Source organism: Rhizobium sp. L1K21 (assembly GCF_024055895.1).
In the GTDB taxonomy this organism is placed as follows: Bacteria; Pseudomonadota; Alphaproteobacteria; order Rhizobiales; family Rhizobiaceae; genus Ensifer_A.
Genome location: NZ_JAMXLE010000002.1, coordinates 360,784 through 387,594, shown reverse-complemented (window position 1 = coordinate 387,594; position 26,811 = coordinate 360,784). Strand labels below are relative to the sequence as shown.

Here is a 26,811-nt window from a genome sequence, read left to right as displayed (position 1 = left end):
CATTAAATGGAGGCGCTAATGGCGACGACGTCTGAACGCAAATCGACCAATCTTACATTAGACCGCAAACTGATTGCAGAAGCCAAAGCGCTGGGAATTAATGTCTCACGCGCTGCAGAACGGGGTCTGTCTGCCGAAATAAAGGCAGAACGCGAGCGTCTTTGGAAGCTTGAAAATGCCAAGGCTATTCAATGCGCCAATGATTACGTTGAACGCAACGGACTTCCGCTTGAACACCTCCGAACATTCTGAATGGCGCGCTTCCGGGTTTATCGGCTCAAGACAACGGGAATAGCAGTTCTCGATTTGCAATCCGGGTTGGTAGACGGGCTTTCTACGCGCGTGGTCGCACCTTTATTGCCGGAACGCGAGTTGCCGGTTCAAATGGTCAGGCTTAATCCCAAATTCGAAATCGATGGTGAGACTCTCGTGATGGCGACGCACCTCATGTCGGCTGTGGCAACCTCGTTAATCGGCGAGGAGCTTGCCAACCTCGCCGACAAACAGGATAAAATTGTTTCAGCCGTCGATTTTCTGTTTCAGGGCTTTTGAGAGCACCTCGTCTCTCAAAACGGGAACTTCATCCCCGGAGGCAGCGGCAGCCCCGCTGTCAGTTCGGACATCTTGGCCTGTGCTTCCACTTCGCCCTTGTCTTTGGCGTCCTTGTGGGCGGCCACGATCAGGTCTTCGAGAATTTCTACATCGTCTTCCTTGAAAAGCGAGGGATCGATCTTGAGCGAGGTGAGAACGCCCTTGCCGTTGAGGTGCACAGTCACCAAACCGCCGCCGGAGGTGCCGACGATATCCATGGCCTGGATTTCGGCCTGGACCTCTTCCATCTTGGCCTGCATTTCCTTGACCTTGCCCATCATGCCCATGATGTCACGCATTGATCGCTCCCAAAGCTTCCGTTGTTATTGTCAAAAATCGATATCGTCGCCGGGCAGAATGTCGCCCTCGTCGGATTCCACGGCAGACGGCATCGGCGCCTCCTCAGTGTCCGGCAAAGCGTCGCGTCGGTTGATACGCACGTCCATGATTTTCGCCCCCGGAAATTTTTCCAGGATCGCAGCCACATCCGGATCAGCCTTCGCGTCCACGATGTTGTTTTCGCGTTCGGTGGCTTCGGCCTGTGCCAGCGTCGGCGCGCCGCTTTCGCGGCTTAAGGTCACCCACCATTTTATGCCCGTCCAGTCTTCCAACCTGCTCTTCAGGTCGTTGACGAGAGATCGCGGCGAGTCTTTGGCGAGCGAAATTTCGAGCTTTCCCGGCTCCAACTTCACCAGATGCACGAACTGACGCAACTGTGCTTTCAGCTTCGGATCTCGGTTTTTTGAGCAGAGATCGGCAATATCTTCCAGAGAACGCACCGGCACCAAAGGTTCAGGCGCAGGCTGTGCGTCTGCCTTGCCCATTTCCAATTTGGCGTCCTGCTCGGGCGAAGCTTCCGGCTTCGGCACGCTGCGCAGCATGGCCTTGGGTGCATTGGTCGGGGCAGGGGCTCCCATAGCGTTTGTTGAAACACCGGTCGTTCCGTTGACCGCATAAGCCTGCGCGCCGCCATTGGGGGCTGAGGGGCGATTTGGCGCAGGTGCTGCAGGCGCACCGTCCGCCAGTTCGGCCACCCGCCGCGCTGCATCTTCTGGCGAAGGCAGGCTCGATGCATGGGCAATGCGGATCAGGACCATTTCTGCGGCACTGGCCGGGCGCGATGAGGTTTCCGTTTCCGGAATGCCTTTCAAGAGCATCTGCCAGATACGCGAAAGTGTTGTCACGGCCACGGAATTGGCAAACTCCGCACCCTTTGTGCGTTCCGCTTCGCTGATCGCCGGATCGTCTGCAGCTTCCGGGATATATTTGATCCGCGTGACGAGGTGGGTGAAGTCGGCAAGATCGTTGAGCACCGCCACCGGGTTGGCACCGGCTGCATACTGGCTTTCGAATTCGTCCAGCGCACCGGCGCCATCGCCCTTCACCAAGAGACCGAAGAGGTCGGTGACACGGGCACGGTCGGCAAGGCCAAGCATCGTGCGCACGGTCTCGGCTTCAATCACACCTGCGCCATGGGCAATCGCCTGATCCATCAGCGACAGGCCATCGCGGGCAGAGCCTTCCGCCGCGCGCGCAATCATCGAAAGCGCTTCCGGCTCGGCCTCAATGCCTTCCTTGCCGGCAATGGTGGAGAAGAGGCCCACCAGATCGGAGGCTGAAATACGGCGCAGGTCAAAACGCTGGCAACGCGAAAGAACAGTGATCGGAACTTTTCGGATTTCCGTCGTCGCAAAAATGAACTTCACATGCTCCGGCGGCTCTTCAAGCGTCTTCAACAGGCCATTGAAGGCCTGTGTGGAAAGCATGTGCACTTCGTCGATGATATAGACTTTATACCGTGCCGAAACCGGGCGATAACGCACCTGCTCGATGATCTCGCGAATATCGTCGATACCCGTGTGAGAGGCGGCGTCCATCTCGATCACATCGACATGACGGCCATCCATGATGGCCTGGCAATGTTCGCCCGGCTCTTTCAGGTCAATCGTCGGCTTGTCAATGGTGGGTGTCTTGTAATTGAGCGCCCGCGCCAGAATACGCGCGGTCGTGGTTTTGCCCACGCCGCGAACACCTGTCAGCATATAGGCTTGGGCAATGCGGCCGGTCTCAAACGCATTGGTCAGCGTTTTGACCATCGGCTCCTGGCCGACCATCAGATCGTTGAAGTCCTTGGGGCGATATTTGCGCGCAAGCACCCGGTAGCCGGTGGAGGCCTCGTCTTTGTTGGTGCTTCTGGGGTCTTCTGTGCTCATTGCCCGCCGGTCAACTGTCCGGGCTGCCGGACAATAAGCCTGTAACCGGGCATCCGGAGAAATTCAAAAGGGTGGGAGGCCGGCACGATGACCCGTGCCGAACTCGTTAGGGCTGCTTCCTTCCGGACCTGACCCGGTTGGCGAGTGGTCCGTCCACCACCAGCCTCCCGCCCCACATATCGTCAATCTTCCGATCAAATGCAAGCCAAGTCTAAAAAAAACTGATAGGCTTGATTTCAAAAAACCAAGGAGGGCCAAGTGAGCGAATTTGAACTGGACGAGCGCCTGGATCGAGACACCGATCTCGTATTGCGTTTGGGCCTATGCGAACTGCGGCTGATGAACGATAGCCGCTGGCCCTGGCTGATCCTTGTGCCGCAGCGCGCCGCCGTCAGCGAATTGTTCGATCTGACGCCGCTTGATCAGACCATGCTGACCTTCGAGACCGATCTCGTCGGCAAGGCGCTGAAACAGGCCACGGGTGCGACGAAGATCAATGTTGCGGCAATCGGCAATATCGTCCGCCAGCTTCATGTCCATGTTGTTGCAAGATTTGAGGATGATCCCAATTGGCCCGGTCCCGTGTGGGGCTTTGAAAAGGCGGTCGCCTATGAAAAAACAGCAAAAGAAAAACTCATCGATTCCCTTTTGAAAGCCCTTGATGCATGACGCGTTCGATTTTTGACCTGACATCCCCCCATCCCGAACCTTCAAGCCTGACTGCATTTTCCGAAAACGCGCTGATCCGCGATTCCGAAAACCGCGCCGACGATTGCCTGGAAAAGGCATTCGCAAAAGAAGGCGTTCTCGCCTACGCAATTGCCAATGGGAAGATGATCTTCAAGCATGACCGTCAGGTTCTTGACCCGCTTTTCGTGCCTTATGAACTTAAGGCGCTCGACCCCGATCCCGACAATGCCATCCTCCTCGGCTTTCGTGAAAACGGCGATCCGCGACTGGCGGTGCCGGTGAATATCGACACCGAAAGCCTGCCGCAACTTTACAAGGCGGCAAGCGCTCGCACGGTTTACCGGGAAAACATCCTGGAAGGCGCGATGCTCGGCGAGGCGGCACAGGCCTTTTCGCTTGTCCACTGGGCGCTGACCAACCGGTTCTGCGGCAAGTGCGGGCAGAAAATGGAGCCGCAGGCCGGTGGCTATAAGCGGGTTTGCTCGAGCTGCAGTCATATGAGTTTTCCGCGCACCGATCCCGTTGTCATCATGCTGGTGATCGACGAGGAAAACGACCGCTGCCTGTTGGGACGAAACCATCAGTTCCCCGAAGGCATGTATTCATGTCTGGCAGGTTTCGTGGAGCCCGGTGAGACAATTGAAAATGCTGTTCGGCGCGAAACAGAAGAGGAATCGGGCATCTCCACAGGTCAGGTGCGCATTTACGCCTCCCAGCCTTGGCCAGTTCCGCACTCCCTCATGATCGGTTGTTACGCCAAGGCAAAGAGCCTGGACATCGAAATCGACAACAACGAATTGGCAGACTGCCGCTGGTTCAGTAGGCAGGAGACCGAAGACATGCTCAAACGCACGCAAGGCGAGCCCGGGTCTGTCCCGCCCAAGGGCGCAATCGCCCATCGCTTGATGCGCGACTGGCTGGATTGGCCGGAATAAGTCTTAAGCGCCAAACTGTCGGCGCATGGGGTGTGCCTTATAGACACCTAAAATGCGCACCTGCTCGGAGAAGAATTTCAGTTCCTCAAGTGCGCGTTTCACATTGGCGTCTTCGGGATGGCCTTCAATATCGGCATAAAACTGGGTTGCCACGAACTTGCCGCCGATCTGGTAGCTCTCGAGCTTCGTCATGTTGATGCCGTTGGTCGCAAAGCCGCCCATCGCCTTATAGAGTGCGGCCGGAATATTGCGGACGTTGAACACGAAGGTCGTAACGATGAGATCGTCCGGGCGTTCGCGCTCGCAGAACCGTTCCGTGGGCGATAGAATGAGGAAGCGTGTGACGTTTGCCTCTGAATCCTCAACATTCTCAGCCAGAATCTTAAGACCGTAAAGGTCCGCAGCAAGCCGCGGGGCGAGCGCCGCCATGGATTTGTCCCCGCTCTCGGAAACGAGTTTGGCAGCGCCCGCTGTATCGCCGGCCACAACAGCTTTCCAGCCATTGTTGCGCACGATCTTGCGGCATTGTCCAAGCGCGTGAATGTGGCTGTGCACCGTTTTGATGTCTTCCATCCGTGCATCCGGCAACACCATCAACTGAAACCGGATCGGCATGAAATACTCGCCGATGATGTGAAGGCGCGATTCCGGCAGCAGGTAGTGAATATCGGCAACGCGCCCAGCCAAAGTATTTTCAACCGGTATCATGGCCAGATCGGCGGCACCGCTTTCCACCGCGTTGAATGCATCCTCGAATGTCTGGCATGGAAGCGGCTCCATGCCGGGATAGACGTCGCGGCAGGCCATATCGGAATTCGCGCCGAATTCGCCCTGGAAGGAAATGCGGTTGGTTCTGGTTCTCATGATACTGCTTTCTTAGTTGCCGCGGGCGCTTAAGATGGCGCGGGCTTTTTCCAGGTCGGCCGGGGTGTCGACCCCAAGCGGCACAGCTTGAACGATTTCGGCGTCGATGCGCATGCCCGCTTCCAGAGCGCGAAGCTGCTCAAGCCGCTCACGCTGCTCCAGGATCGAGGGCTTCAAAGCCACAAACCGCTCGAGCGCTTCCCGTCGATACGCATAAAGGCCGATGTGGTGGTAAAGCGGTCCTTCGCCCCAGGGCGCAGTTGCGCGGGTGAAATAGAGCGCCTTCAACCGCGTTTCGGAGAGGGGCGAACCGACGATCTTCACGACGGACGGATTGAGCTTTTCCTCTTCATCGGTGATTTCCACCGTCAGGGTGGCAATATCGACCTCAGCATTCTCCAGCGGGCGCAAGGCTGCCTGTACTGTCTCTGCTTCGATGGTCGGCAAATCGCCCTGAACATTGATGATGTACTTTGCCTTGCCCTCCGGATCGCATTTCAGCATGGCTTCGTGGATACGGTCTGAACCAGATTGATGATGCTCACTTGTCATCACCACCTCAAAGCCCGCCGCCTCGACAACCTTGAACACAGCCTCATCATCGACAGCCACCACAACGCGGCCCATCTGCGATTCGGCAGCACGGCGTGCCACCTGCACGATCATCGGGGACCCGCAAATGTCTGCCAACGGCTTGCCGGGAAGCCGCGTGGAAGCCATCCTGGCGGGTATCAACACCAATGTTTCGCCCAAATCGATGTTCTTTTTGTTCAAGACTTTAAATCCGGATTGAAAAGTGTCAAAAGGTCTCACTATTAGGGCCTAATACACTGTTGCGTTGGCACGCTAAAAGACATAGGTTCCGCGCGATTTCAAGATGCGCCGGATTTAGATCGCCCGGCCGCTTCCAGGGGAGAGTTTCTAGATGAACTCAAAAATGAATACTGCTTTGGGCGCGTTGCTCGGCGTGATTTTTGTGCTCATGACCATTTCCATTGCTTCTGAGGGCATTTTTGCATCCGAGGCTCCGGAAAAGCCAGGTTTCGAGATTGTTGCTGCAGAAGATGGTGGCGAAGGCGCTGCTCCGGAAGCCGCTGTAGAAACGCCGATTGCGGTTCTGCTGGCCAGTGCGGATGCGTCCAAGGGCGAAACCGTCTTCAAGAAGTGTCAGGCCTGTCATAGCGGCGAGAAGGGGGGGCCAAACAAGGTTGGTCCCGACCTTTGGGGCGTTGTTGACCGTCCGATCGCCAGCCACGAAGGTTTTTCCTATTCCAGCGCCCTGCAGGAGTTTTCCAACGGCGGCCAGGAAAAATGGACATATGATCACCTCAACCACTTCCTGACGAGCCCGAAGGGTTACGTTCCGGGCACGGCGATGGGCTTTGCCGGTTTGAAGAAGGACGCCGAGCGCGCCGACCTGATCGCCTACCTGCGCACCCTGTCTGATAACCCGGTTCCGCTTCCGGAGCCTGAAGCTGCCGCACCTGCTGCAGATGCAGAGGCACCCGCTGCTGAAGGCGCTGCCGCACCCGCCGGTCAGGAACCAGCCGCCGAACAGCCTGCTGCTGAAGCACCTGCTGCTGCGTCGGCCACCGAGCAACAGCCGGCCGCTGAAGAAAAGCCTGCTGCAGCACCTGCAGAAGAAAACACAGCGCCTACTGAAGAGGCACCTGCTTCGAACGCGGAAGAGACAGCGCCGAAGTCCAACTGATCACATTATTGGATTTGCGATTTTCGAGACCCGGCCCACAAGGCCGGGTTTTTTGTGTGCAAGTGCAAGTTGGGTTTTCACAAAAGCCAATGGCTACAGAGAAGATTGGGCGCGCTTGCTGCCGAGGAACAGTGGGCATGATGGCTGTTCACGCAACGGATCAACTCACCATCGCCACACTGCGTGCGTGCGCATGTTTTAAGGCTTGCCGCTTGGCACATATTACATGGAGTTGAGAGGCAAGGGGGCGCGGGCTCGCCTGCCGCAAAGCCACGGGCGGATAAAAGTCTCCGCCCGGATCATGAATTTCAGGCGTCGCCCTTGTTGTCTTCCGACTGTGCAGCTGCCTCAACGGGTGCCTCGGCCTGGGCCTTCGGTCCGCCCTTCGAAACACCCACCATGGCAGGACGCAGCACGCGTTCGCCAATCGTGTAGCCGGCCTGAACCACCTGCAGCACCGTGTTGTTGGGAACGTCCGTATTTGGAATTTCAAACATGGCCTGATGGAAGTTGGGGTCGAATTTCTGGCCTTCGGGCTCCAGCTTCTTGACGCCGTGGCGTTCGAGCGCCGAAAGCATGGCGCGCTCGGTCATCTCAACCCCCTCGATCAAGGCTTTCAAGCCTGCGCTGCCGGCGCTCTTGTCCTCTTCGGGAATGGCATCCAGAGCGCGCCGCAGGTTGTCGGAAACGCCCAGCATATCGCGCGCAAAACCGGCGATCGAATAGGACTTTGCGTCTTTCACGTCACGCTCGGTGCGGCGGCGCAGGTTATCCATGTCCGCCGCGAGCCGCAGGAAGCGATCCTTCAATTCGGCGTTTTCCTGCTTCAATAGATCAGCCGCATCGGGCTCGGCGTCCCCTTGCTCGTTTTCAATCTCTGTTTCAGTCGCTTCTGCAACAGTCTCGTTGATTTCGCTCTCGTCAGGTCCGTTTTTCTTCGTCTCGTCGGTCATGACGTACTCCATTTGAATTCTTTGATGAACTTGCCGCCGATATCAGGTGTTGGGGATGAAAAATCAAGGCCAACCGAGCCCAAAGGCGATATTTTTGGCCAACAGAATGAACCTCATTGAGCGCAATGCCTCTAACTGGACGAGGCCATGCGTGACATCAATTGCGCGGTATAGTCGACCATTGGCACGATGCGGGAATAGTTAAGCCGCGTCGGCCCGATCACGCCCACAGCTCCGATGATCCGTTCATCGCCATCACGATAGGGTGCAACGATCAGCGACGATCCGGAAAGCGAAAACAGCTTGTTTTCCGAACCTATGAAAATCCGAACGCCTTGGCCATCTTCGGCCAGATCAAGAATATCGATCAGACTTTCCTTCTTTTCGAGATCGTCGAACAGGAGGCGCAGGCGCTCAAGGTCGGCGGCATCTTCGAAACTGTCGATCAGGTTTGAGCGGCCGCGCACGATCAGTCGCGCTGCCCGGTCCTCATCCGTCGAGCCTGCCCAAACGGCGAGACCACGTTCCACGAGGTCGCGCGAGAGCGTGTCGAGTTCGACGCGGATGGTTTGCCGGATCTTGTCAATCTCGCCGCGCACCTCCGGCAATGTGTGGCCTGAGAGGTGGGCATTCAGAAAATTGGCGGCCTCCGTCAGTTGGGAACTGGTCACGCCTGCTGGCAGCTCGATAATGCGGTTTTCCACCTGGTCGTGATCGCCCACCAGCACGGCCAGCGCCTTCGTTGAATCCAGTCGAATGAACTCCACATGTCGAAGCGTGGTATCGCTTTTCGTCGCGATAACCAGTCCCGCGCCGCGTGACATGCCGGATAACATCTGGCTGGCATCGTTCAGCATGGTTTCGATGGAATGGTCACGATTTGTAGCGCCGAATTGGCGTTCGATTTCATTGCGCTGGTCGGCAGGCAGGTCGCCGATCTGCATGAAGGCGTCAACGAAAAACCGCAGCCCCTGCTGGGTCGGCAGGCGGGCTGCACTTGTGTGCGGCGAATAGATAAGCCCCAACCCCTCCAGATCGCTCATGACATTGCGAACGGAGGCAGGCGAGAGCGACATTGGGAGCAGGCGGGAAAGATTGCGCGAACCGAGCGGTTCGCCGCTTTGCAGATAGCTGTCCACCAGCAATCTGAACACTTCGCGCGAACGCTCGTCCAACATGTCGATATTGTTTCCAGATGGCGTTCTGATCACCATTCGGCTTGCTTGTCCTCGCCTTTTTGAAAACCGTCACCTTGAAATATAGTAACCTGTAGCCGCTGCGCAAATGTTTTTCTGGCGCTGATCCTTTGCAAACCAGCCTTAAGGGTCTAAGACGCGCTTTAAACTGAAAGAGGTGATTTCATGAGGCCATCGGGACGAAAAACCGATCAGATGCGCGCCGTTTCCTTCGAGCGCAACTTTTCCAAACATGCAGAGGGTTCATGTCTCGTCAAGTTTGGCGACACACACGTTCTTTGCACGGCAAGTCTTGAGGAAAAGACGCCACCGTGGCTGCGCAATTCCGGCAAGGGCTGGGTCACGGCAGAATACGGAATGTTGCCGCGTGCCACCGGTGATCGTATGCGCCGTGAAGCCGCCAGTGGCAAGCAGAGCGGCCGCACGCAGGAAATCCAGCGTCTCATTGGCCGCTCGTTGCGCGCTGTCGTCGATCTGGAAGCGCTCGGCGAGCGCCAGATCACCATTGATTGTGATGTCATTCAGGCCGACGGCGGCACGCGAACCGCCTCCATCACGGGAGCCTGGATTGCCCTGCGCGACTGCCTGTCCTGGATGGAGCAGCGCGGCATGATCAAGGTCGATCGCGTCCTCAAGGACCATGTCGCGGCCATTTCCTGCGGCATCTTTGCAGACCAGCCCGTTCTGGACTTGGATTATCTGGAAGATTCCTCTGCCGAGACGGACGCCAATTTCGTCATGACCGGCTCGGGAGGCATTGTCGAAATTCAGGGCACCGCCGAAGGCCAGCCCTTCAGCGAAGATCAGTTCGCCACCTTGATGGGGCTTGCCAAAGCCGGTATCGCCGACCTGGTTGCCATGCAGAAGAAGACCATCGAGGGCTGAGCAAGGGCGAAGGGACGCAAGATGCCATTACCGATTGAGGGCATCCTGGAGACAGCGCTCTATGTGCACGATCTCGAGGCTGCCGAAGCCTTCTATGGCGGGCTTTTGGGCCTCGAAGTGGTTACCAAGGCGGAGGGACGGCATGTGTTCTTCCGCTGTGGCCCTGGTATTCTCCTTGTATTCAATGCGGATGCCACGCGCAGTGAATCGGTCAAGACGAACTTTCCCGTGCCAGCCCACGGCACGACCGGCCAGGGCCATGCCTGCTTTCGCGTCGCAAGGGAAAACATCGAGGCGATCCGTGCCAAACTCGTTGCTGCGGACGTTGAAATTGAGGCCGATTTCTGCTGGCCGAACGGAGCTCGGTCGATTTATTTCCGCGATCCGGCGGGCAACAGCCTGGAATGCGCTGAACCGGCTCTATGGGGTATAGATGACACGCAAGCTTGAAACCAAAACCATTATTGTGGCGAGCCACAATGCGGGCAAGATCCGCGAGATCAACGAGTTGATCGGGCCTCTTGGCTTCGAGGGAAAATCGGCTGCCGAACTGAACTTCGAGACACCGGAAGAAACCGGCACAACCTTCGAGGAAAACGCCATGATCAAGGCATTGGCTTCCGCGAAGGCATCGGGAATGCCCGCTCTTTCCGACGATTCGGGCATTGCGATCGACGCGCTCAATGGGGCCCCCGGCGTTTATACGGCTGACTGGGCAGAAACGGGCGATGGCACGCGCGACTTTGCCATGGCCATGGAGAAGGTGGAAAAGGCGCTGCAGGAAAAGGGCGCGACGACGCCAGAAGCGCGAACCGCGCGCTTCGTCTCTGTGCTTTGTATGGCCTGGCCGGATGGCCACACGGAAACCTTCCGCGGTGAAGTGGAAGGCGAAATCGTATGGCCGCCGCGTGGCACGGCCGGTTTTGGCTACGACCCCATTTTCCAGCCAAAGGGGCATGCGCGGACCTTCGGTGAAATGACGTCCGACGAAAAGCACGGATGGAAGCCGGGCGACGCGGAGGCCCTGTCTCACCGCGCCCGTGCCTTCAAGCTTTTTGTCGAAACCGGTCTCGAGGCCTGATTGATGCCCAATGTGACACCGTTGATCCAGCCCGACACCGGTGAGCCGGGCTTCGGTGTCTATCTGCACTGGCCGTTTTGCGCGGCCAAATGCCCCTATTGCGATTTCAACAGCCACGTTCGCCATCAGCCGGTTGATCAGCCGCGCTTTATCTCGGCGTTCTTGCAGGAGATGAAGACGATGCGCGAGGTGAGTGGTCCGCGCACGGTCACCTCAGTCTTCATTGGCGGTGGCACGCCGTCTCTGATGGAGCCGGCAACCGTTGAAGCGATCCTCAACGGCATCGCAGACTATTGGCATATGCCGGACGGTATTGAAATCACCATGGAGGCCAATCCCTCCAGCGTGGAGGCCGAGCGCTTCCGCGGATACCGGGCAGCAGGCGTCAACCGGGTCTCGATGGGCGTGCAGGCGCTCAATGACAGGGACCTGAAATTTCTCGGCCGTCTGCACGATGTGGCCGATGCGCTTCGTGCGATCAAACTGGCGCGCGAAATCTTTCCGCGCATGTCATTCGATCTGATCTATGCCCGCCCAGGACAGACAGTCGAGGCCTGGGAGGCCGAGCTTGCCCAGGCAATTGATCTCGCCGTGGACCATCTCTCACTCTATCAACTGACGATCGAGGAGGGCACACCCTTCTTTGCACTCCACAAGGCGGGTAAGCTTATTGTTCCCGATGGAGACCAGTCGGCGCATCTCTATGAGGCGACGCAGGAAATTACAGCGCGTTTTGGGCTGCCGGCCTATGAAGTGTCCAATCACGCCCGTCCGGGTGCCGAAAGCCGCCACAATCTCACTTACTGGCGCTATGGCGATTATGCGGGCATCGGCCCCGGCGCACATGGCCGGCTGACCAAAGGCAGCGCGAAGATCGCAACAGCAACAGAGCGCCACCCCGAAACCTGGCTCGATCTGGTTGAAAGCAAAGGCCACGGCATCCGCGACGAAGAGTTTTTGGATCACGAAGAGCAGGCCGACGAATTGCTGCTGATGGGGCTTAGACTGCGCGAGGGCGTCGATCTCGCCAGATGGCAGGCGCTCTCGGGCCGTTCGCCCGATCCGAAACGCGAAGAAGCCTTGTTGGAATACGGTTTTATAGAGCGGCTCGGCAACTCGCGCTTGCGCTGCACCCCGGCTGGCATGCTGATACTCGATTCCGTCGTTGCCGATCTGGCCTGTTAATCGCGTCTTTGGCGCAGACGCTTCATTCAGACAACGGTGCCTTTGGGTCACCAACGCGATGAACGCGTCGTTTGATCTCCGCCTGCAATGTCAGACGGAAAAAGAAAGGGCCGACATTTCTGTCGGCCCCTGGTCCGCCTAGTTTATTCGTTGATCAGGCGCTTCAGCAGTTCGATTTCGTGATTGAGCTTCTGATCGGCAGTGATCAGCTCCTCAATCTTGCGAACGGCATGCAGCACAGTCGTATGGTCGCGACCGCCGAAACGACGCCCGATTTCAGGGAAGGAACGCGGCGTCAGCGTCTTCGAAAGATACATGGCAATCTGGCGCGGCTTGACGATCACGCGTGTGCGCCGATTGGAAACGAGTTCCTGACGCGATACATTGTAATGACGGGCCACGACGCGCTGGATATCTTCAATGCGCACGCGGCGCGGCTCACCAGCGCCAACCAGATGGGCCAGAAGCTCATCCACCCGCTCGATCGAAAGATCAGGCTCAAACGAACGACGGAAGAGAAGCTGATTGAATGCGCCTTCCAGCTCACGACCGCTAGCGGTCACGGTGCGTGCCACATGGGTGAGCACGTCTTCTTCAATATCGAGGGATGGATCTTCTTGACGTGCCGTTTCCAGACGGCGCTTGAGGATCTCAAGCCGCATTTCAAGGTCCGGGCCTTCCATCTCAATGGCCACACCGCCCTGCAAACGTGAGCGGACGCGCGGGTCGAGCGATTCCAGCTCCCAGGGCGCGCGGTCAGCGGCCACCACCACCTGCTTTGCGCTGTCGAGCAAAGAGTTCAACAGATGGCAGAATTCGTTCTGGATCGATTTACCCTGAAGGAACTGCATGTCGTCAATCACCAGAAGGTCGATATTGCGCAGCGACTCTTTCAGCGACAGCGCATCATTGTCACGAATTGCCGTTGCAAAACGCCACATGAAATATTCCGCCGTCAGATAAACAACGCGTGGGTTACGCGGGCTTTGAATGGCCGCAGAGGCAATGGCCTGCAGAAGGTGCGTCTTGCCAAGCCCGACGCTGGAATGGATGAAAAGCGGGTTGAAGCGCACTGCGCCTGAACCGGCCTCCGCGATTGTTTTTGCTGCCGCCAGAGCAACGCGGTTCGATGAGCCTTCCACGAAGCTATCAAACGTGTAGCGGCCATCAAGCGGCGAACCGAACAGCGGCGATGCGGACGAAGCCGTGCGGCCTGTGCTGGAAACAGCACTTAATGCGGCCTGCGAAATCGGCTGTGCATGATGGCGCTTGGGAGCCGCCTGCTGTGCACCTTCAACAGGGCTGCGATCGCTCGCTTCGTGGGCGTCCTGTTTGACGGAAGAACTGCGCATTGCGCTGCGCACAAGGATCTCCACCTTCAAGATTTCCTTGTTTTCTTCCTGAAAAAGAGACGTGATCAGGTCGAGGTAACGGTTGTTGATCCAGGACTTCAGAAACGTGGTCGGGACAGTCAGTCGCACAACACTCTTTGATACAGAATGAAGCTTCAGGCGGCCAAACCAGCTGGCATATACGTCCTGACCGACCTTTGCTTTCAAGCGGGCACTGAAGCGCTCGAAAAGCTCATTGTGATTCATGTCCTCGTTTTCCCCCGACTGCCCTTTTTGCACGTCCAGCTCTGCCGCCGCTTTCTGAACCTGCTCATTATTTGTTAGTGCCTGCAAACGCATCATGCCGCCTCTTGTTTTTTGAAGGCTTCCGCGACGGATCGCAGAACATGCCTCTCATTTTTGTCATAAAGATGCAGCTCAACCGAAAAACATCAAACCGCCAGCACTCAGATCGCAAGTCCCCACTCGATCTGGCCGTTCAATCCTCATTTTTCATTAAGTCCGGTTGCCGCCGCTTCAATAAATGCGGACCCCTCGTTATTGGTCCGCTTTGCCGGTTTTCTTTATCGTCTCTGTCCCCGCCTTGCCTCTTTTCCTAAGCCACGTTTCAGGCAATAATCTCCGCATCGTGCTGCTCGAAAAACAGCCCGTCACTTGACCTTACCAAGTTTGAAAAGCAGCCCGGAACCGGACCGCAACAAAGGCTCGAAATCCCGGGAAAGCCCCGCTGGATTTTATGATCGGGAAGGAGATTTCCCAGACTGTCCCCAGCCCCTTTGTTGAAGTTATTAAGGCAGGATCGAACCGAAATTTCAATCCGGATTTTCAGCCATTTTTAACCATCGGCCATTGACTCTGAGAGCCGATTTGAATCCATCGAAAAGCGCCTGTGAAGAATCGCTTATGAATCAATGGGATTCAAAATCGGACTTCTCCGAAAGGCCAAAAAACAAAAAATAAAAAATTTCGGCTTGACTCACTGTTCTTATGAACTCACCCACAGTGAACTTGGATGTTTTCCGATTACCTTGAATAAGGCATTGAAAAGAAAGATTTTTTCGTGTCGCAAAAGCGTCAATTTGTGCGGCGTTTTTTTCGCCAGATGACAGAGCAAAAACCTCCTGCGGAGGAAATGTGAACGTGTTGAATTAACGAGCAGAAATCCGCTAGCGGGTGAATCTGAAAAGCCCGGCGCGACGCCAGGCTCAACAAAAAGGCAAAAATTTCGGAATGTACGTTAGGCTCAAAGAGCCTTAACGCGGCTCGCCAGACGCGATACCTTGCGCGATGCCGTGTTGGCATGCATCACGCCCTTGCCGGCAGCACGCATCAGCTCGGGCTGAGCATTGCGCAGGGCTTCCTGTGCTGCGGACTTGTCGCCGGAAGCAATCGCTTCTTCAACCTTGCGAACGAAGCCGCGGACGCGCGAACGGCGTGCCTTGTTGACTGCGGTGCGGCGTGCGATCTTGCGGGTCGCTTTCTTCGCCGAAGCTGTATTGGCCATTTGTGCCTCTCTTGCAAATTCGAACCAAACCCAACCCCGCCGCACAAACCCTATGCGATGTTACGTCGAAGCTGTTTGGGAGCTTTCCAGAAATGCCGCTTGACGCGGTTTCTCTTTAATGTGGGCGGCGTATAACCGGAAAGAGAGCAGCAGTCAACGCGCAAATTGGACTCTGAGGTGCTTTTTGCTGCGGTTTTGCGGGAAATCCGCCTGCGGTCTCTATTTCTGACATTTCGGACAATAGAATGTCGAACGTCCCGCCTGAACAATGCGTTTCAGCGACTGTCCGCATCCTTCGGTCCGGCATGGTTCCCCCTCCCGATCATAAACGGAAAAGCGATGCTGGAAATAGCCGAGTGAGCCATCGGTCTGAATATGGTCTTTCAAGCTGGAGCCTCCCGCTTGTATGGCCTCGGCAATCACCTCCCTGATGGCTTCTGCCAGCAGCGGCAGGCGCGCTGAGGGCTTTCCGGCTTTCGTCACCAATGTGCCAGCCATTCTCTTTGGCGACAATCTGGAGCGATAGAGCGCCTCACAGACATAGATATTGCCGAGACCCGCAATGTTGGCCTGATCGAGCAGGGCGGACTTCAAGGGTTGTTTCTTGCCTGCAAAGACGGCTGCCAAATGCTCTGCAGAAAGACTGTTTCCCGTAGGCTCCGGACCAAGGTTCATCAAAAACGGGTGATCAGCAAGCCGGGCAGTGTCCGCCATCAACATAAAGCCGAACCGGCGCGGGTCGTTATAGATCACCCGCCGCCTTTGGCCGTCCTTCTCCAGATGAAAGATGACGTGGTCGTGTTTTTCATCTTTTGAGCGCGGATGGTGAAACACGACCGGTGCCTCCGCGGTATCGCCCTCTTCAATCCGGTAGGAGCCGGACATGCCAAGATGGGCAATCACCGTCAGGCCACCCTCAATGTGTATGAGCAGGTATTTGGCGCGGCGTGCCAGCGCCTCAATGCGGCGGCCTTCCAGAGCGGCTGAAAAATCTTCAGGAAACGGAAAGCGCAAATCCGGCCGACGCAATTCCAGGCGCAGGATGTTTGCCTCCTCCATGGACGGCGCAAGGCCACGTTTGACGGTTTCCACTTCGGGCAGTTCCGGCACCTTGTGCGATCTCCTGTTTGAACCCTGGGCAATCTGGTTTATAGACGGCGGCATGAAATGACGCAGGCAACCTGAATAGCGCGAACCTTTGTGTTGCGCTATGGTCGTAGCGGACGAATTCGAGTGGAGTTTTTAAATGACTGAGGCCCGCACCACAGCAGACGGTGGCATGGAAACATCCTATGGTTTTCGCCAGGTGCAGGATGGCGAAAAGCAGGGGCTCGTCAACGAGGTCTTTCACAAGGTCGCCAAGCGCTACGACATCATGAACGATGTCATGTCCGCAGGCCTGCACCGGGTTTGGAAAGACGCTATGGTGGCCGCGCTTGGCCCGCGTAAGTCATCGGATTATCGTACGCTTGATGTTGCCGGTGGCACCGGCGATATCGCTTTTCGTATTGTCGAAGCATCCGGCAAAAACGCCCATGTCACCGTTCTCGATATCAACGGCTCCATGCTCGGCGTCGGCGAGGAGCGGGCAGCGAAAATGGGACTCTCCGATAACCTCGACTTCGTAGAGGCCAATGCCGAGAGCCTGCCCTTCGAAGACAATTCTTTCGATGCCTATACAATCGCGTTTGGCATTCGCAACGTACCGCATATCGATGTGGCGCTGAAGGAAGCTTACCGCGTGCTCAAGCGTGGCGGACGCATTCTCGTTCTGGAGTTTTCAGATGTCGAAATGCCGCTGCTCGATAAATTTTACGATCAATGGTCCTTCAAGGCGATTCCACAATTCGGCAAAGCAATCACTGGCGAGGCCGAACCCTATCAATATCTCGTGGAATCCATCCGCAAATTCCCCAATCAGCGAGACTTCGCAGCCATGATCACAAAAGCAGGCTTCTCGCGCGTGAATTTCTCCAATTACACTGGCGGCATTGCTGCCCTGCATTCCGGCTGGAAACTCTGATCCTATGAGCACGATTGGCGCATATGGCCGGATTATCCGGGTCGGTTGGGTTTTGGCGCGTGAAGGGGTCATTTCGGCCTTGCCGTCAGAAGGTCTGCCGTTGCCGGTTCGCGCAGCGAAGAGCTTGGCCGGCCTCTTTGCCCGCCGCCGCGCCAAGGGCGAGGCCCGTTCTGACCGGCTGGCACGCGCAGTGGAGCGCCTCGGCCCTTCCTACGTGAAGATGGGTCAGTTTTTGGCCACACGCCCGGATGTTGTCGGGCCTGAATTCGCCGCTGATCTTTCGCTCTTGCAGGATCGCATGGCAACATTTCCAATGAGCGAGACCGAAGCCCGTATCCGGGAATCACTGGGGCGTCCGCCGGAAGAGCTTTTTGCGCATATCTATAACCCTATCGCCGCCGCCTCGGTCGCGCAGGTCCATCCCGCAGAGATTGTCGAAGATGGTGCGCTCAAGAAGGTTGCTCTGAAGGTCATTCGTCCCGGTGTGCGAAAGCGCTTCGTTCATGATCTTGAAGCCATGTATCTGGTTTCGCGATTGCAGGAACGGTTTATGCCGAATGCCCGCCGCTTGAAGCCGGTGGAGGTGACGCGCACGCTGGAGCAGACGACCCGCATTGAAATGGATTTGCGCCTCGAGGCTGCCGCCATTTCCGAGTTGGCCGAAAACACCAAGGATGATCCGGGCTTCCGCGTGCCGGCAGTCGATTGGGAAAGAACCGGCCGCGACGTTGTCACCATGGAATGGATCGATGGCGTCAAAATGTCGGATATCGAGGGCCTGCGGGCCGCCGGTCACGACCTTCACGCGCTGGCCGACACCTTGATCCAATCGTTTCTGCGGCACACGTTGCGTGACGGCTTCTTCCACGCCGATATGCACCAGGGCAATCTGTTCGTCGATGGCAATGGACTGATCGTGGCTGTCGATCTCGGGATCACCGGTCGTCTGAACAAGAAGGAGCGCCGCTTCCTCGCCGAAATTCTCTATGGCTTCATCACGCGTGATTATCGCCGTGTTGCCGAAGTGCATTTCGAGGCGGGTTATGTGCCGGCCTATCACGACGTGGACAGCTTTGCGCAGGCCATTCGAGCCATCGGCGAACCGATCCACGGGCAACCGGCGGAGACCATCTCCATGGCGAAACTGTTGACGCTGCTCTTCGAAGTGACCGAGCTTTTCGACATGGAAACACGCCCCGAACTCCTGATGCTTCAAAAAACCATGGTCGTCGTGGAAGGTGTCGCCCGCACGCTGAACCCCAATTTCAACATGTGGAAGGCTTCAGAGCCGGTGGTCGCGGGCTGGATACGCATGAATCTGGGTCCAAGGCGCATCGCAACCGACATTCAGGCCGGCCTCAAGGGTGCCGTTCGGCTTGCCGAAGCCTTGCCCGAGATTGCCGCACAAACGGAAAAACTGCACGCCGAACTGATGGATATGAGCGAGAAGGGCCTGCGCTTCGACCCGGAGACCGCTCAGGCCATCGGAAAGGCCGAAGCGCATCACACACGCTGGGGTCGGGTCGCGCTCTGGGTGATTGCAGCCGCCTCCGTCTACATAGCCTGGCGCCTGTCAATCTAGCCGAGGCCGTTTGTCTTTCGCCCCGGCATCCTCCAGCTGCTCCAGCAAAACCTCCTGGATCTCTGTCAGCCGTTCCCATTGGCGCATCAACATGTGGTCGAGCTTTTCGTGTAGCTGGCGGATTTCCAGCTCGGCCTTCAGGTTGATCTGATAATCATTCTGTGCACGTTGCCGGTCCTTTGATTCCTGTCGCTTCTGGCTCATCATGATCAGAGGTGCCTGGATGGCAGCCAGGCAGGAAAGCGCCAGATTGAGGAGAATAAAGGGATAGGGGTCGAAACGATCGGCGGCAAAAAGCGCTGAAACATTGAAGCCCATCCAAACGGCCAGCACCAAGGCAAACGCAATGATGAAGGTCCAGCTCCCGCCAAAGGTCGCCACCTTGTCTGCCAACCATTCGCCAAAGGTCGCATTCTCCGAATATTCTTCCTCCGCGTCGTCGGAGATTACCGCGTGATTGACCATCGCATCGACCACTTCACGGTCGAGATCGGTCAATTCACCTCGTTCGCGGCGGATCAGATCTTCAAGATAGTGCCGGCGGGCAGCCGCGAGATCCCTACGACAGACAAAGTCCGATTGACGCCAGTTGGGTGTGTCCCGGTCCAGCATTTCGGCAATCTGCGGGCTGATGCTGGCCGCAGGCACGCCGTCCTTGGCCGGAAAGCTCTCGCCGCATACACCGCAAACATGTTTCGCCTTACCCTTCGGTAGCACAGACATCACGGGTCTCCTGATCCACATTCACGCATGCTTAGCCAAGCAGATGAGCGCGCGTCCAGAAATACTTTTAGTGAGATGAGTGGGTAACCTATCGAAATGATATTGGCGCGTTTTGCGCGGCGGTTATTTCCGCAACAGACAAGACGCGGACAATCTTGCCGTCGAGATAGCGCAGCGTGACGGCTGCATGCTCGTCGTCGTAGGAGCCTGTTGCTTCTCGGGCAAGTATCACCTGATAGTCGCGCTGGTAGGCGTCAATGGCGGTCATTCGCACACAGGCATGGGTATTGATCCCGCAAAGAACGATCTCCCCTGCATTCAGTTCTTTCAAAATGATGTCCAGATCAGTGCCAAAAAATGCGCTGTAGCGTTTCTTGACGATGACGATGTCGCCAACGTCGATATCAAGCCCCTCGGCGATTTCGACCTCTCGCGTGCCTTTTATATTGGCAACTATATTTCTGTCGCGCATCTCCAGAAACGCGTCTGAAAGATCGGCTTCGAACTCCTGCCGAATCCAGATCACCGGCCAGCCGCAGGAACGAAAATGCCGCACCAGACGATTGGTATTCTCGATCAATTTCGAGCGCTGCTCCGGCTCCCATTGAGCCAGAAAACCATTCAGCATATCGATGACAATAAGGACTGGCATTTTTCCAAAAAAATAGGCGGGTTTTATCCCGCCTATCAAAAGGTTGCGACGAACGTGTGACTATCGCCCGAGGCTCTATCCGCGCAGTGTCCCGCCTGTCGACTTCTCGACATTCGCAACGATTCGACCTGTCAGCGCCTCAAAATCGTCGTCTGTCAGCGTTTTTTCCATAGGCTGGATCATCACTTCGATAGCAACGGATTTCTTGTTCTCACCCAGCGATGCGCCTTCGAAAATATCGAAGACATTGACATTAGTAATGAGTTTTCTGTCAGCGCTCGACGCCGCCCGCAGAACCGCACCGGCTTCCACTGTCTTGTCGACCACGAAAGCATAGTCGCGCTTGACGGCCTGGAACTGTGAAAGTGCCAGAACAGGCTTGGTGCGCGTGGCTTTTTTCTTCGGCTCGGGCATGGCGTCGATGAAAACTTCAAAGCCGCAAAGCGCGCCGGAGACGTCCAATGCATCAAGAACCTTGGGGTGAAACTCACCGAAATAGCCAAGCACGATCTTCGGTCCCATCTTGATGGTGCCGGAGCGGCCAGGATGGAACCATTCAGGTCCACCATTTTCGATCTGCACATTGGCCATCGGCATGCCGCAGGCTTCCAGAACAGCCAGAGCATCGGCCTTGGCGTCATAAACGCCGACAGGCTGACCGCCGCCGGTCTTGCCGTTTGACCACATGCGGCCAGCGCCTGCCAGCGTGGCCGTACCTCGACGGACACCACCGGCAACGCGGCGCTGCTGGTCCGGCGTATCGCCTTCATAGGTCCCCGAGACCTCGAAGATCGCCACATCACCATAGCCACGGTCTGCATTGCGCTGTGCGCCGGTAAGAAGGCCTGGCAGCAGCGATGGGCGCATGTCCGACATATCGGCTGCAATCGGGTTCTCGAGCTTCAGTTCAGGCGCACCACCTCCAAAAAGAGCGGCCTGCTCGGCGGGAATGAACGACCATGTGACGGCCTCCATCATGCCGCGGGCTGCCAGCGCCCGCTTTGCCGAACGGGTGCGGATCTGAAGCGTGGTCAGAACCTTGCCGTTGACTGCCCCCATGCTCGGAAGCGGGGTCGCGACGACCTTGTCCACGCCATGGATGCGCAGCACCTCTTCCACCAGATCAGCCTTGCCTTCGATATCTGGTCGCCAGGAAGGGACAGAAACCTTCAGAACGTCCCCTGAGCCTTCTACGTCAAAGCCGAGCCTTTCAAGGATTGTGCGGCTTTCCGAGGCGGGAATATCCAATCCGGTCAGACGTTTGACCTCGGACACCGGGAAATCGATAACTTTGGCCGTGTAGCCATCATATCCGGTGACAGAGATTTCTGCCGGCGTGCCACCGCACATGTCCAGCACCAGCTCGGTTGCGCGGTTGAGGCCGGGGACCATGTATTCCGGGTCAACGCCGCGCTCGAAACGGTAGCGCGCATCGGTGATAATGCCGTGGCTGCGGCCGGATTTGGCAATGTTCATCAGGTCCCAGAGAGCAGACTCGATCAGCACATCAACGGTGTTTTCGTCACAACCGGAATGCTCGCCGCCCATGATGCCGCCGATGGATTCGACACCATTGTCGTCGGCAATCACCACATTGGACGGGTTCAGCTTATATTCCCGCTCATCAAGCGCCAGAACGGTCTCACCGTCCTTGGCGCGGCGAACAACGAGATTGCCCTTTACCTTGGCAGCATCGAACACGTGCAGCGGGCGGCCCTGATCGAAGGTCAGGTAGTTGGTCATATCCACCAGCGCATTGATGGGACGGAGGCCAATCGCATTCAGGCGCTTCTGCATCCAAACCGGGCTCGCACCGTTTTTCACGCCCTTCACCAGCCGTAGCGCGAAACCGGGGCAGAGATATTTGTCCTCTTCTGCAAAGTCGAGCGTCACGGTCGGCGTCGTTTTGCCGTCTTCCTTGAACGATGGTGCCGCCGCTGTCTTCAACGTGCCGAGGCCGGAAGCCGCCAGATCGCGCGCGATACCATATACGCCGGCGCAATCGGGCCGGTTCGGCGTCAGGTTGATCTCTATGACGGGATCATTCAGTCCTGCATAGGCAGCAAAGCTCGTGCCGATCGGCGCATCTTCCGGCAGATCGATAATGCCATCGTGATTGTCGGAAATGTTGAGCTCCTTTTCAGAGCACATCATGCCATGGCTCTCCTGCCCACGGATTTTGCCGACGGAAATGGTGATGTCTAGACCCGGAATATAGGTATTGGCCGGCGCAAAGGCGCCCACCAGACCCGCGCGCGCATTCGGCGCACCACAGATCACCTGCAAAGGCTTGCCGTCGCCCTGATCGACAGACAGCACCTTCAGCCGGTCGGCTTCCGGATGTGGAACCGCAGAGACAATCTTGGCAATCACAAAAGGCGCATAGGCTGCACGGTCGTCAACATCTTCGACCTCAAGGCCAATAGCCGTCAGGCGTTCGCAGATTTCGTCCAGAGTGGCATCGGTATCAAGATGATCCTTGAGCCAGGAGAGTGTGAATTTCATTGTCTTTCTAATCCCAATTGGCCGGCGGAAATGTGGCCTAATTTCGTCCTAGAGCGCTAAAAGGTTAAAGCCGCATGCCTTTGGCCGCATCTCGCCCGTTTCAAACTCCAAAGAAGTCATTGCAAAACCTACCCGGTGTTCAAGCGACCTTTCTCGGTGCTACTGCGCCTGGGGCCTTTCTGCCCTTCAGCATTCCGTCAATAGACAGGTCCTCGTCCACATCGGGCCAGTGGATGCCATCAAGCATGAGCTCGACATTATTGCGTTGTGCCTGTGTTGCCGCGAGAAGCCTTGGATACCACCAAAGCGGCGTGGAAACATGGCGCCCATCTGCAAGGGCCACATGCAGCATTTGGGGATCGCACCAGGCTTCAACCGGGCGTTCGCTTTCCGGGTAGTCAGCCGAAATATTCATTCCATGCCTCCAGTATCTCGTTCCGGTGTTCCTCGATGATCGACAATATGCGCCTCATTTGCTGTGGGTTAAAGCCCCCGTTCTTCGCAATCTCAAGCTCGCTTAGCCAAATCTTTGCGCGTTTGCCATCGGCATCCACGTGTATGTGAGGCGGCTCGGTTCCATCTGCTGAATAGAAATGAAACCGGAAGCCATATTTGCGAAGAACTGTCGGCATGACTTAAAAGCTCAAACCGCCGAATAGTGTCGGCATGTCGAGCGGGCGGAAGCCGTAGTGGTTCATCCAGCGGACGTCCGCGTTGAAATAGTCGCGCAGATCCGGCATACCGTATTTCAGCGTCGCGAGGCGGTCGATGCCCATGCCCCAGGCAAAGCCTTGATATTCATCCGGGTCGATGCCGCCATAGCGCAGCACATTCGGGTTCACCATGCCGCAGCCGAGGATTTCCATCCAGTCGCTGCCCTCACCAAACTTCACGATCGGCCCGGAGCGGTCGCATTGAATATCCACCTCGAAAGACGGTTCCGTGAAGGGGAAGTAGGACGGGCGGAAGCGCATCGTCACGCTATCGACTTCGAAGAACGACTTGCAGAATTCTTCCAGTGCCCAGCGCAGATGCCCGACATGGATCATCTTGTCGATCACGAGACCTTCCACCTGGTGGAACATGGGCGAATGGGTTGCGTCCGAATCCTGCCGGTAGGTCTTGCCGGGAATGGCGATGCGGATCGGCGGCTTCTGGGCTTCCATCGTACGAACCTGCACAGGCGACGTATGGGTACGCAGCACCTTGCGCTCACCGTTTTCGTCCGGTGGCAGGAAAAATGTATCGTGCATTTCGCGGGCCGGATGGCCTTCGGGGAAGTTCAGTGCGGTGAAGTTATAATAGTCCGTCTCGATATCCGGGCCTTCGGCAATCGAAAAACCCATATCCGCGAGAATAGCGGTGATTTCATCGGTCACCTGGCTGATCGGGTGAATGCGCCCGATTTCCGCAGGCGACTGGCGCACCGGCAGGCTGACATCAACCGTCTCCGCAGCAAGCCGGGCATTGATGGCGGCTTCCTTCAAAACCGTCTTCTTTGCCGCAATCGCGTCGCCGATCTCGTTTTTCAGCGCGTTGATGGCCGCGCCGCGTGTCTGGCGCTCTTCCGGCGTCATCTTGCCAAGCGTCTTCAGGAGTTCGGAAATGGAACCCTTTTTGCCCAGCGCATTGACGCGAACGGCCTCAATGGCCGCCTCGTCAGAGGCATTTTCGATTTCATCCAGAAGGGACGATTTCAGACTTTCAAGATCGGACATTGATGTCACCCGTCTTATTTTAAAGGTTTAGGAATGAAAAAACCCGCGCCAGCCCTGCCAGCGCGGGTTTCCCAATATTCAATTGTCAAAAGCTTGGGAAGCGCTGGCTTAACGAACCGCGCTTTCAAACTCGTTGGTCGTGCCGGCATCCTTCAGATAGGCAAGAGCCTTCTTGGATGCTTCAACCAGAGCCGCAAATGCTTCTGCCTCATGGATCGCCATGTCGGAGAGAACCTTACGGTCGATTTCGATGCCAGCCTTGTTCAGACCGTCGATGAAACGGCCATAGGTGAGGCCGTGTTCGCGAACGGCAGCGTTGATGCGCTGGATCCACAGAGCGCGGAAGTTGCGCTTGTTCACCTTGCGGTCGCGGTAAGCGTACTGCTTGGAACGGTCAACGGCAGCCTTGGCTGTACGGATGGTGTTCTTGCGGCGGCCGTAGAAACCCTTGGCGGCCTTCAGAACTTTTTTATGCTTTGCGTGGGCGGCAACGCCTCTCTTTACGCGTGACATGTCATGATCTCCTTAAATATCGTTCTGAATTACTTGCCGTTGGGCAGGTAGTTCTTGATGACCTTCTCGCCATCAGCCTTTGCCAGCACCATGGTGCCGCGCGCATCGCGGATGAACTTGTTGGTCCGTTTGATCATGCCATGACGCTTGCCAGCGGCAGCCGCCTTGACCTTGCCGGATGCGGTGATTTTGAACCGCTTCTTGGCAGACGATTTCGTCTTCATCTTGGGCATTTTGCTACTCCGTTCTTGGTATTGGGAAAGCTGGTTGAAGAGGCCAGCTTCAGCATTTTGAACAGCCACGGCATGCCCTGCCGGACCGTTCGGACGCGCGTATATAACCGGGGAGGCTTTAAAGTGCAACGGGGCGGCGGAGATTCTTTTCATTGCCGCCAATGTCCATCTCTAAAGCGAAAAGCCGCCGAAATTCGGCGGCTTGATGGGTGAAACCGACGAGGCTTAGCTTACTTCGGCGCCAGAACCATCATCATCTGACGGCCTTCCAGCTTCGGTTCGGCTTCAACCTTGGCGATATCGACAGTATCTTCCTTCACCTGCATCAGCAGTTTCATGCCGAGTTCCTGGTGAGCCATTTCGCGGCCACGGAAGCGAAGAGTAACCTTGACCTTGTCACCATCCTCGAAGAACCGGTTCATCGCTTTCATCTTCACCTCATAGTCGTGGGTGTCAATGTTCGGACGCATCTTGATCTCCTTGATCTCGATGGTCTTCTGCTTCTTGCGCGCCTCGGCTGCTTTCTTCTGGTTCTGGTATTTCAGCTTCCCTAGGTCGAGAATTTTGCAGACAGGCGGATCGCCGTTTGGCGCGATCTCTACCAGGTCCAGCCCCGCATCCTCAGCCATCTGCAACGCTTCTTCCGTCGCAACGACGCCCAGGTTTTCACCTTCGGCATTGATAAGCTGTATCTTCGGTATGCGGATTTCTCTATTGGCGCGTGGTCCCTCCTTGACTGGGGCGCCGGCTTTGTGGGGTCTGCGAATGGTCGTGGTCTCCTTGAATAGTTGACAGGCGATTTTGCTAATCAGAATGTTTTGTCGGCAATGTGTTCATTTGCACGAGCGAGTCAATAGCACGGTTTTAATAAAAAATCACCACCTGCTATATAGGCTGAAAAACCACGCTTACAACGGTTCCCTCAGGCTCCGCTGCAAGCCGAGCCGGATTTCGTCCTCCACTTGCCGGCTGACTTCTTTGCGGTTGCTGGCCGCTGTGAAGGCAATGGCGGGCATAAACGAAACCTCCACATCCAGCGCGCCTTCCTTGAGAATACCGGACAGGTGCGGCAGCAGTTCCACATCGCCGGGCCAGGCCGCAAGAGGCCGGTGAAAGCGCCCCATCGCAAGGCCGTTCAGTTTCGTATAGGCAAGCGAGGTCGGCTGAACCCAGACGATCTGGTCCGCGACATCCCGAACCGCGGAGGTTGCCGCCCCGAAGAGCGAGGATTTGATTGGCAGGACTCGATTGCCGTCAGAGGTTGTTCCTTCCGGAAACAGCACAACAATCTCATCAGCCGAAAGCCTCTGAGCAATTTCGTTGACCTGGTGGCCGGTCTTCCGGCGGTCTTCCCGCTGAATGAAGATGCTGGCCTGCAGTCTAGCCAGATGACCGAAAATCGGCCAGTCCCGCACCTCGGACTTTGCCACGAAAACAACATCGACGACTGCGCCAAGCACGAGAATATCAAGCCATGAGGCGTGGTTGCAGGCAATCATCAATGGACGCCGCTTTTCAAGACTGCCGCGCGTGTGGATGCGAAGGCCGAGAAGCTTGCAGACGATACGATGCCAGAGCCCAGGCAGATATCGCCGTAACCGGAGATCAAGAAAGAGGCACAGGATCTGTACAGGCGCAAGAACGGCTGTCACGACCGCGACGGCGGTCAGGATCACTCCAATGCGCAATGTGTTGATCAAGG

General features: G+C 56.7%; 30 protein-coding genes and 1 other RNA gene. 11 read left to right on the top strand and 20 right to left on the bottom strand.

Annotated features, from left to right (window positions below; all coding sequences use genetic code 11):
• Positions 1–18: 18 nt before the first annotated feature.
• The gene (locus NHF56_RS14390) at positions 19–252 is read left to right on the top strand and encodes a type II toxin-antitoxin system CcdA family antitoxin (RefSeq protein ID WP_252805686.1); all 234 of its coding nucleotides are present in this window, start codon (positions 19–21) and stop codon (positions 250–252) included.
• Positions 253–552, top strand: a complete 300-nt coding sequence (locus tag NHF56_RS14385) for a CcdB family protein (RefSeq protein WP_252805684.1) — start codon at positions 253–255, stop codon at positions 550–552. It abuts the gene before it with no gap.
• 14 nt (positions 553–566) lie between these two features.
• Here the strand turns inward: NHF56_RS14385 and NHF56_RS14380 are convergent, their stop codons facing one another.
• The 3 genes from NHF56_RS14380 to ffs form a co-directional block, all read right to left on the bottom strand.
• Positions 567–890 carry a YbaB/EbfC family nucleoid-associated protein gene (locus tag NHF56_RS14380; protein WP_252805682.1) on the bottom strand — a complete coding sequence of 108 codons (324 nt, stop codon included), beginning with the start codon at positions 888–890 and terminating at the stop codon, positions 567–569.
• A 30-nt stretch (positions 891–920) separates the two neighbouring features.
• Positions 921–2,804, bottom strand: coding sequence for a DNA polymerase III subunit gamma/tau (locus tag NHF56_RS14375; protein ID WP_252805680.1), 1,884 nt, complete (start codon positions 2,802–2,804; stop codon positions 921–923).
• 71 nt (positions 2,805–2,875) lie between these two features.
• Positions 2,876–2,972: signal recognition particle sRNA small type (gene ffs / locus NHF56_RS14370), an RNA gene on the bottom strand.
• A 90-nt stretch (positions 2,973–3,062) separates the two neighbouring features.
• Here ffs and NHF56_RS14365 point away from each other — a divergent pair.
• Positions 3,063–3,473 (top strand): HIT domain-containing protein, encoded by a 411-nt coding sequence (locus NHF56_RS14365; protein WP_252805678.1) that lies wholly within the window; start codon positions 3,063–3,065, stop codon positions 3,471–3,473.
• Positions 3,470–4,429, top strand: coding sequence for an NAD(+) diphosphatase (nudC, locus tag NHF56_RS14360; protein ID WP_252805676.1), 960 nt, complete (start codon positions 3,470–3,472; stop codon positions 4,427–4,429). The genes NHF56_RS14365 and nudC overlap by 4 nt, the downstream gene beginning before the upstream one ends.
• A gap of 3 nt (positions 4,430–4,432) precedes the next feature.
• On the opposite strand, the gene NHF56_RS14355 is transcribed toward nudC, so the two are convergent.
• Positions 4,433–5,293: a prephenate dehydratase gene (locus tag NHF56_RS14355; RefSeq protein ID WP_252805674.1), complete on the bottom strand. Its 861-nt coding sequence runs from the start codon at positions 5,291–5,293 to the stop codon at positions 4,433–4,435.
• A gap of 12 nt (positions 5,294–5,305) precedes the next feature.
• The gene (locus tag NHF56_RS14350; RefSeq protein ID WP_252805673.1) at positions 5,306–6,067 is read right to left on the bottom strand and encodes a 3-deoxy-manno-octulosonate cytidylyltransferase; all 762 of its coding nucleotides are present in this window, start codon (positions 6,065–6,067) and stop codon (positions 5,306–5,308) included.
• 151 nt (positions 6,068–6,218) lie between these two features.
• On the opposite strand from NHF56_RS14350, the gene NHF56_RS14345 reads away from it, so the two are divergent.
• On the top strand, positions 6,219–7,004 hold the full coding sequence (locus NHF56_RS14345; protein WP_252805671.1) for a cytochrome c family protein: 786 nt from the start codon (positions 6,219–6,221) through the stop codon (positions 7,002–7,004).
• A gap of 308 nt (positions 7,005–7,312) precedes the next feature.
• On the opposite strand, the gene grpE is transcribed toward NHF56_RS14345, so the two are convergent.
• Together grpE and hrcA are read right to left on the bottom strand one after the other, a co-directional pair.
• The gene (gene grpE / locus NHF56_RS14340; RefSeq protein WP_252805668.1) at positions 7,313–7,957 is read right to left on the bottom strand and encodes a nucleotide exchange factor GrpE; all 645 of its coding nucleotides are present in this window, start codon (positions 7,955–7,957) and stop codon (positions 7,313–7,315) included.
• A gap of 131 nt (positions 7,958–8,088) precedes the next feature.
• Positions 8,089–9,171 (bottom strand): heat-inducible transcriptional repressor HrcA, encoded by a 1,083-nt coding sequence (gene hrcA, locus NHF56_RS14335; RefSeq protein WP_252805666.1) that lies wholly within the window; start codon positions 9,169–9,171, stop codon positions 8,089–8,091.
• Between the two features lie 147 nt (positions 9,172–9,318).
• On the opposite strand from hrcA, the gene rph reads away from it, so the two are divergent.
• The 4 genes from rph to hemW are packed head-to-tail and all read left to right on the top strand — an operon-like array spanning position 9,319 to position 12,304.
• The gene (rph, locus tag NHF56_RS14330) at positions 9,319–10,038 is read left to right on the top strand and encodes a ribonuclease PH (RefSeq protein WP_252805664.1); all 720 of its coding nucleotides are present in this window, start codon (positions 9,319–9,321) and stop codon (positions 10,036–10,038) included.
• 21 nt (positions 10,039–10,059) lie between these two features.
• Positions 10,060–10,488 carry a VOC family protein gene (locus NHF56_RS14325; RefSeq protein ID WP_252805662.1) on the top strand — a complete coding sequence of 143 codons (429 nt, stop codon included), beginning with the start codon at positions 10,060–10,062 and terminating at the stop codon, positions 10,486–10,488.
• The gene (gene rdgB, locus NHF56_RS14320; protein WP_252805660.1) at positions 10,472–11,119 is read left to right on the top strand and encodes an RdgB/HAM1 family non-canonical purine NTP pyrophosphatase; all 648 of its coding nucleotides are present in this window, start codon (positions 10,472–10,474) and stop codon (positions 11,117–11,119) included. The genes NHF56_RS14325 and rdgB overlap by 17 nt, the downstream gene beginning before the upstream one ends.
• A 3-nt stretch (positions 11,120–11,122) precedes the next feature.
• A complete protein-coding gene (gene hemW, locus NHF56_RS14315) occupies positions 11,123–12,304 on the top strand; it encodes a radical SAM family heme chaperone HemW (RefSeq protein ID WP_252805658.1) in 1,182 nt (393 codons plus the stop codon).
• A gap of 143 nt (positions 12,305–12,447) precedes the next feature.
• Here the strand turns inward: hemW and dnaA are convergent, their stop codons facing one another.
• The 3 genes from dnaA to mutM form a co-directional block, all read right to left on the bottom strand.
• Positions 12,448–13,998 carry a chromosomal replication initiator protein DnaA gene (gene dnaA / locus NHF56_RS14310; RefSeq protein WP_252805656.1) on the bottom strand — a complete coding sequence of 517 codons (1,551 nt, stop codon included), beginning with the start codon at positions 13,996–13,998 and terminating at the stop codon, positions 12,448–12,450.
• 901 nt (positions 13,999–14,899) lie between these two features.
• The gene (gene rpsT, locus NHF56_RS14305; RefSeq protein ID WP_252805654.1) at positions 14,900–15,160 is read right to left on the bottom strand and encodes a 30S ribosomal protein S20; all 261 of its coding nucleotides are present in this window, start codon (positions 15,158–15,160) and stop codon (positions 14,900–14,902) included.
• Positions 15,161–15,379: 219 nt separating this feature from the next.
• Positions 15,380–16,270, bottom strand: a complete 891-nt coding sequence (mutM, locus tag NHF56_RS14300; RefSeq protein WP_252805653.1) for a bifunctional DNA-formamidopyrimidine glycosylase/DNA-(apurinic or apyrimidinic site) lyase — start codon at positions 16,268–16,270, stop codon at positions 15,380–15,382.
• A 136-nt stretch (positions 16,271–16,406) separates the two neighbouring features.
• On the opposite strand from mutM, the gene ubiE reads away from it, so the two are divergent.
• The gene (ubiE, locus tag NHF56_RS14295; protein ID WP_252805651.1) at positions 16,407–17,183 is read left to right on the top strand and encodes a bifunctional demethylmenaquinone methyltransferase/2-methoxy-6-polyprenyl-1,4-benzoquinol methylase UbiE; all 777 of its coding nucleotides are present in this window, start codon (positions 16,407–16,409) and stop codon (positions 17,181–17,183) included.
• 4 nt (positions 17,184–17,187) lie between these two features.
• Entirely contained in the window at positions 17,188–18,765 is a 1,578-nt protein-coding gene (gene ubiB / locus NHF56_RS14290) for a 2-polyprenylphenol 6-hydroxylase (protein WP_252805650.1), read from the top strand.
• On the opposite strand, the gene NHF56_RS14285 is transcribed toward ubiB, so the two are convergent.
• From NHF56_RS14285 to NHF56_RS14240, 10 genes are all read right to left on the bottom strand, one after another.
• Positions 18,757–19,488 carry a DUF1003 domain-containing protein gene (locus NHF56_RS14285; RefSeq protein WP_252805648.1) on the bottom strand — a complete coding sequence of 244 codons (732 nt, stop codon included), beginning with the start codon at positions 19,486–19,488 and terminating at the stop codon, positions 18,757–18,759. The two genes, ubiB and NHF56_RS14285, sit on opposite strands and share 9 nt — an antisense overlap.
• Positions 19,489–19,576: 88 nt before the next feature.
• Complete coding sequence (locus NHF56_RS14280; protein ID WP_252805647.1) at positions 19,577–20,140, bottom strand: cysteine hydrolase family protein; 564 nt, start codon at positions 20,138–20,140, stop codon at positions 19,577–19,579.
• Between the two features lie 75 nt (positions 20,141–20,215).
• The gene (pheT, locus tag NHF56_RS14275) at positions 20,216–22,645 is read right to left on the bottom strand and encodes a phenylalanine--tRNA ligase subunit beta (RefSeq protein ID WP_252805645.1); all 2,430 of its coding nucleotides are present in this window, start codon (positions 22,643–22,645) and stop codon (positions 20,216–20,218) included.
• Between the two features lie 139 nt (positions 22,646–22,784).
• Entirely contained in the window at positions 22,785–23,060 is a 276-nt protein-coding gene (locus tag NHF56_RS14270; RefSeq protein WP_252805643.1) for a DUF2442 domain-containing protein, read from the bottom strand.
• A complete protein-coding gene (locus NHF56_RS14265) occupies positions 23,044–23,277 on the bottom strand; it encodes a DUF4160 domain-containing protein (RefSeq protein ID WP_252805641.1) in 234 nt (77 codons plus the stop codon). The genes NHF56_RS14270 and NHF56_RS14265 overlap by 17 nt, the downstream gene beginning before the upstream one ends.
• 3 nt (positions 23,278–23,280) lie before the next feature.
• Positions 23,281–24,363, bottom strand: a complete 1,083-nt coding sequence (gene pheS, locus NHF56_RS14260) for a phenylalanine--tRNA ligase subunit alpha (protein WP_252805639.1) — start codon at positions 24,361–24,363, stop codon at positions 23,281–23,283.
• Between the two features lie 108 nt (positions 24,364–24,471).
• A complete protein-coding gene (gene rplT, locus NHF56_RS14255) occupies positions 24,472–24,876 on the bottom strand; it encodes a 50S ribosomal protein L20 (RefSeq protein WP_252805637.1) in 405 nt (134 codons plus the stop codon).
• 29 nt (positions 24,877–24,905) lie between these two features.
• On the bottom strand, positions 24,906–25,109 hold the full coding sequence (rpmI, locus tag NHF56_RS14250; RefSeq protein WP_252805635.1) for a 50S ribosomal protein L35: 204 nt from the start codon (positions 25,107–25,109) through the stop codon (positions 24,906–24,908).
• 230 nt (positions 25,110–25,339) lie between these two features.
• Entirely contained in the window at positions 25,340–25,876 is a 537-nt protein-coding gene (infC, locus tag NHF56_RS14245; RefSeq protein WP_252805946.1) for a translation initiation factor IF-3, read from the bottom strand.
• Between the two features lie 141 nt (positions 25,877–26,017).
• Positions 26,018–26,809: a 1-acyl-sn-glycerol-3-phosphate acyltransferase gene (locus tag NHF56_RS14240; protein WP_252805633.1), complete on the bottom strand. Its 792-nt coding sequence runs from the start codon at positions 26,807–26,809 to the stop codon at positions 26,018–26,020.
• Positions 26,810–26,811: the final 2 nt, after the last annotated feature.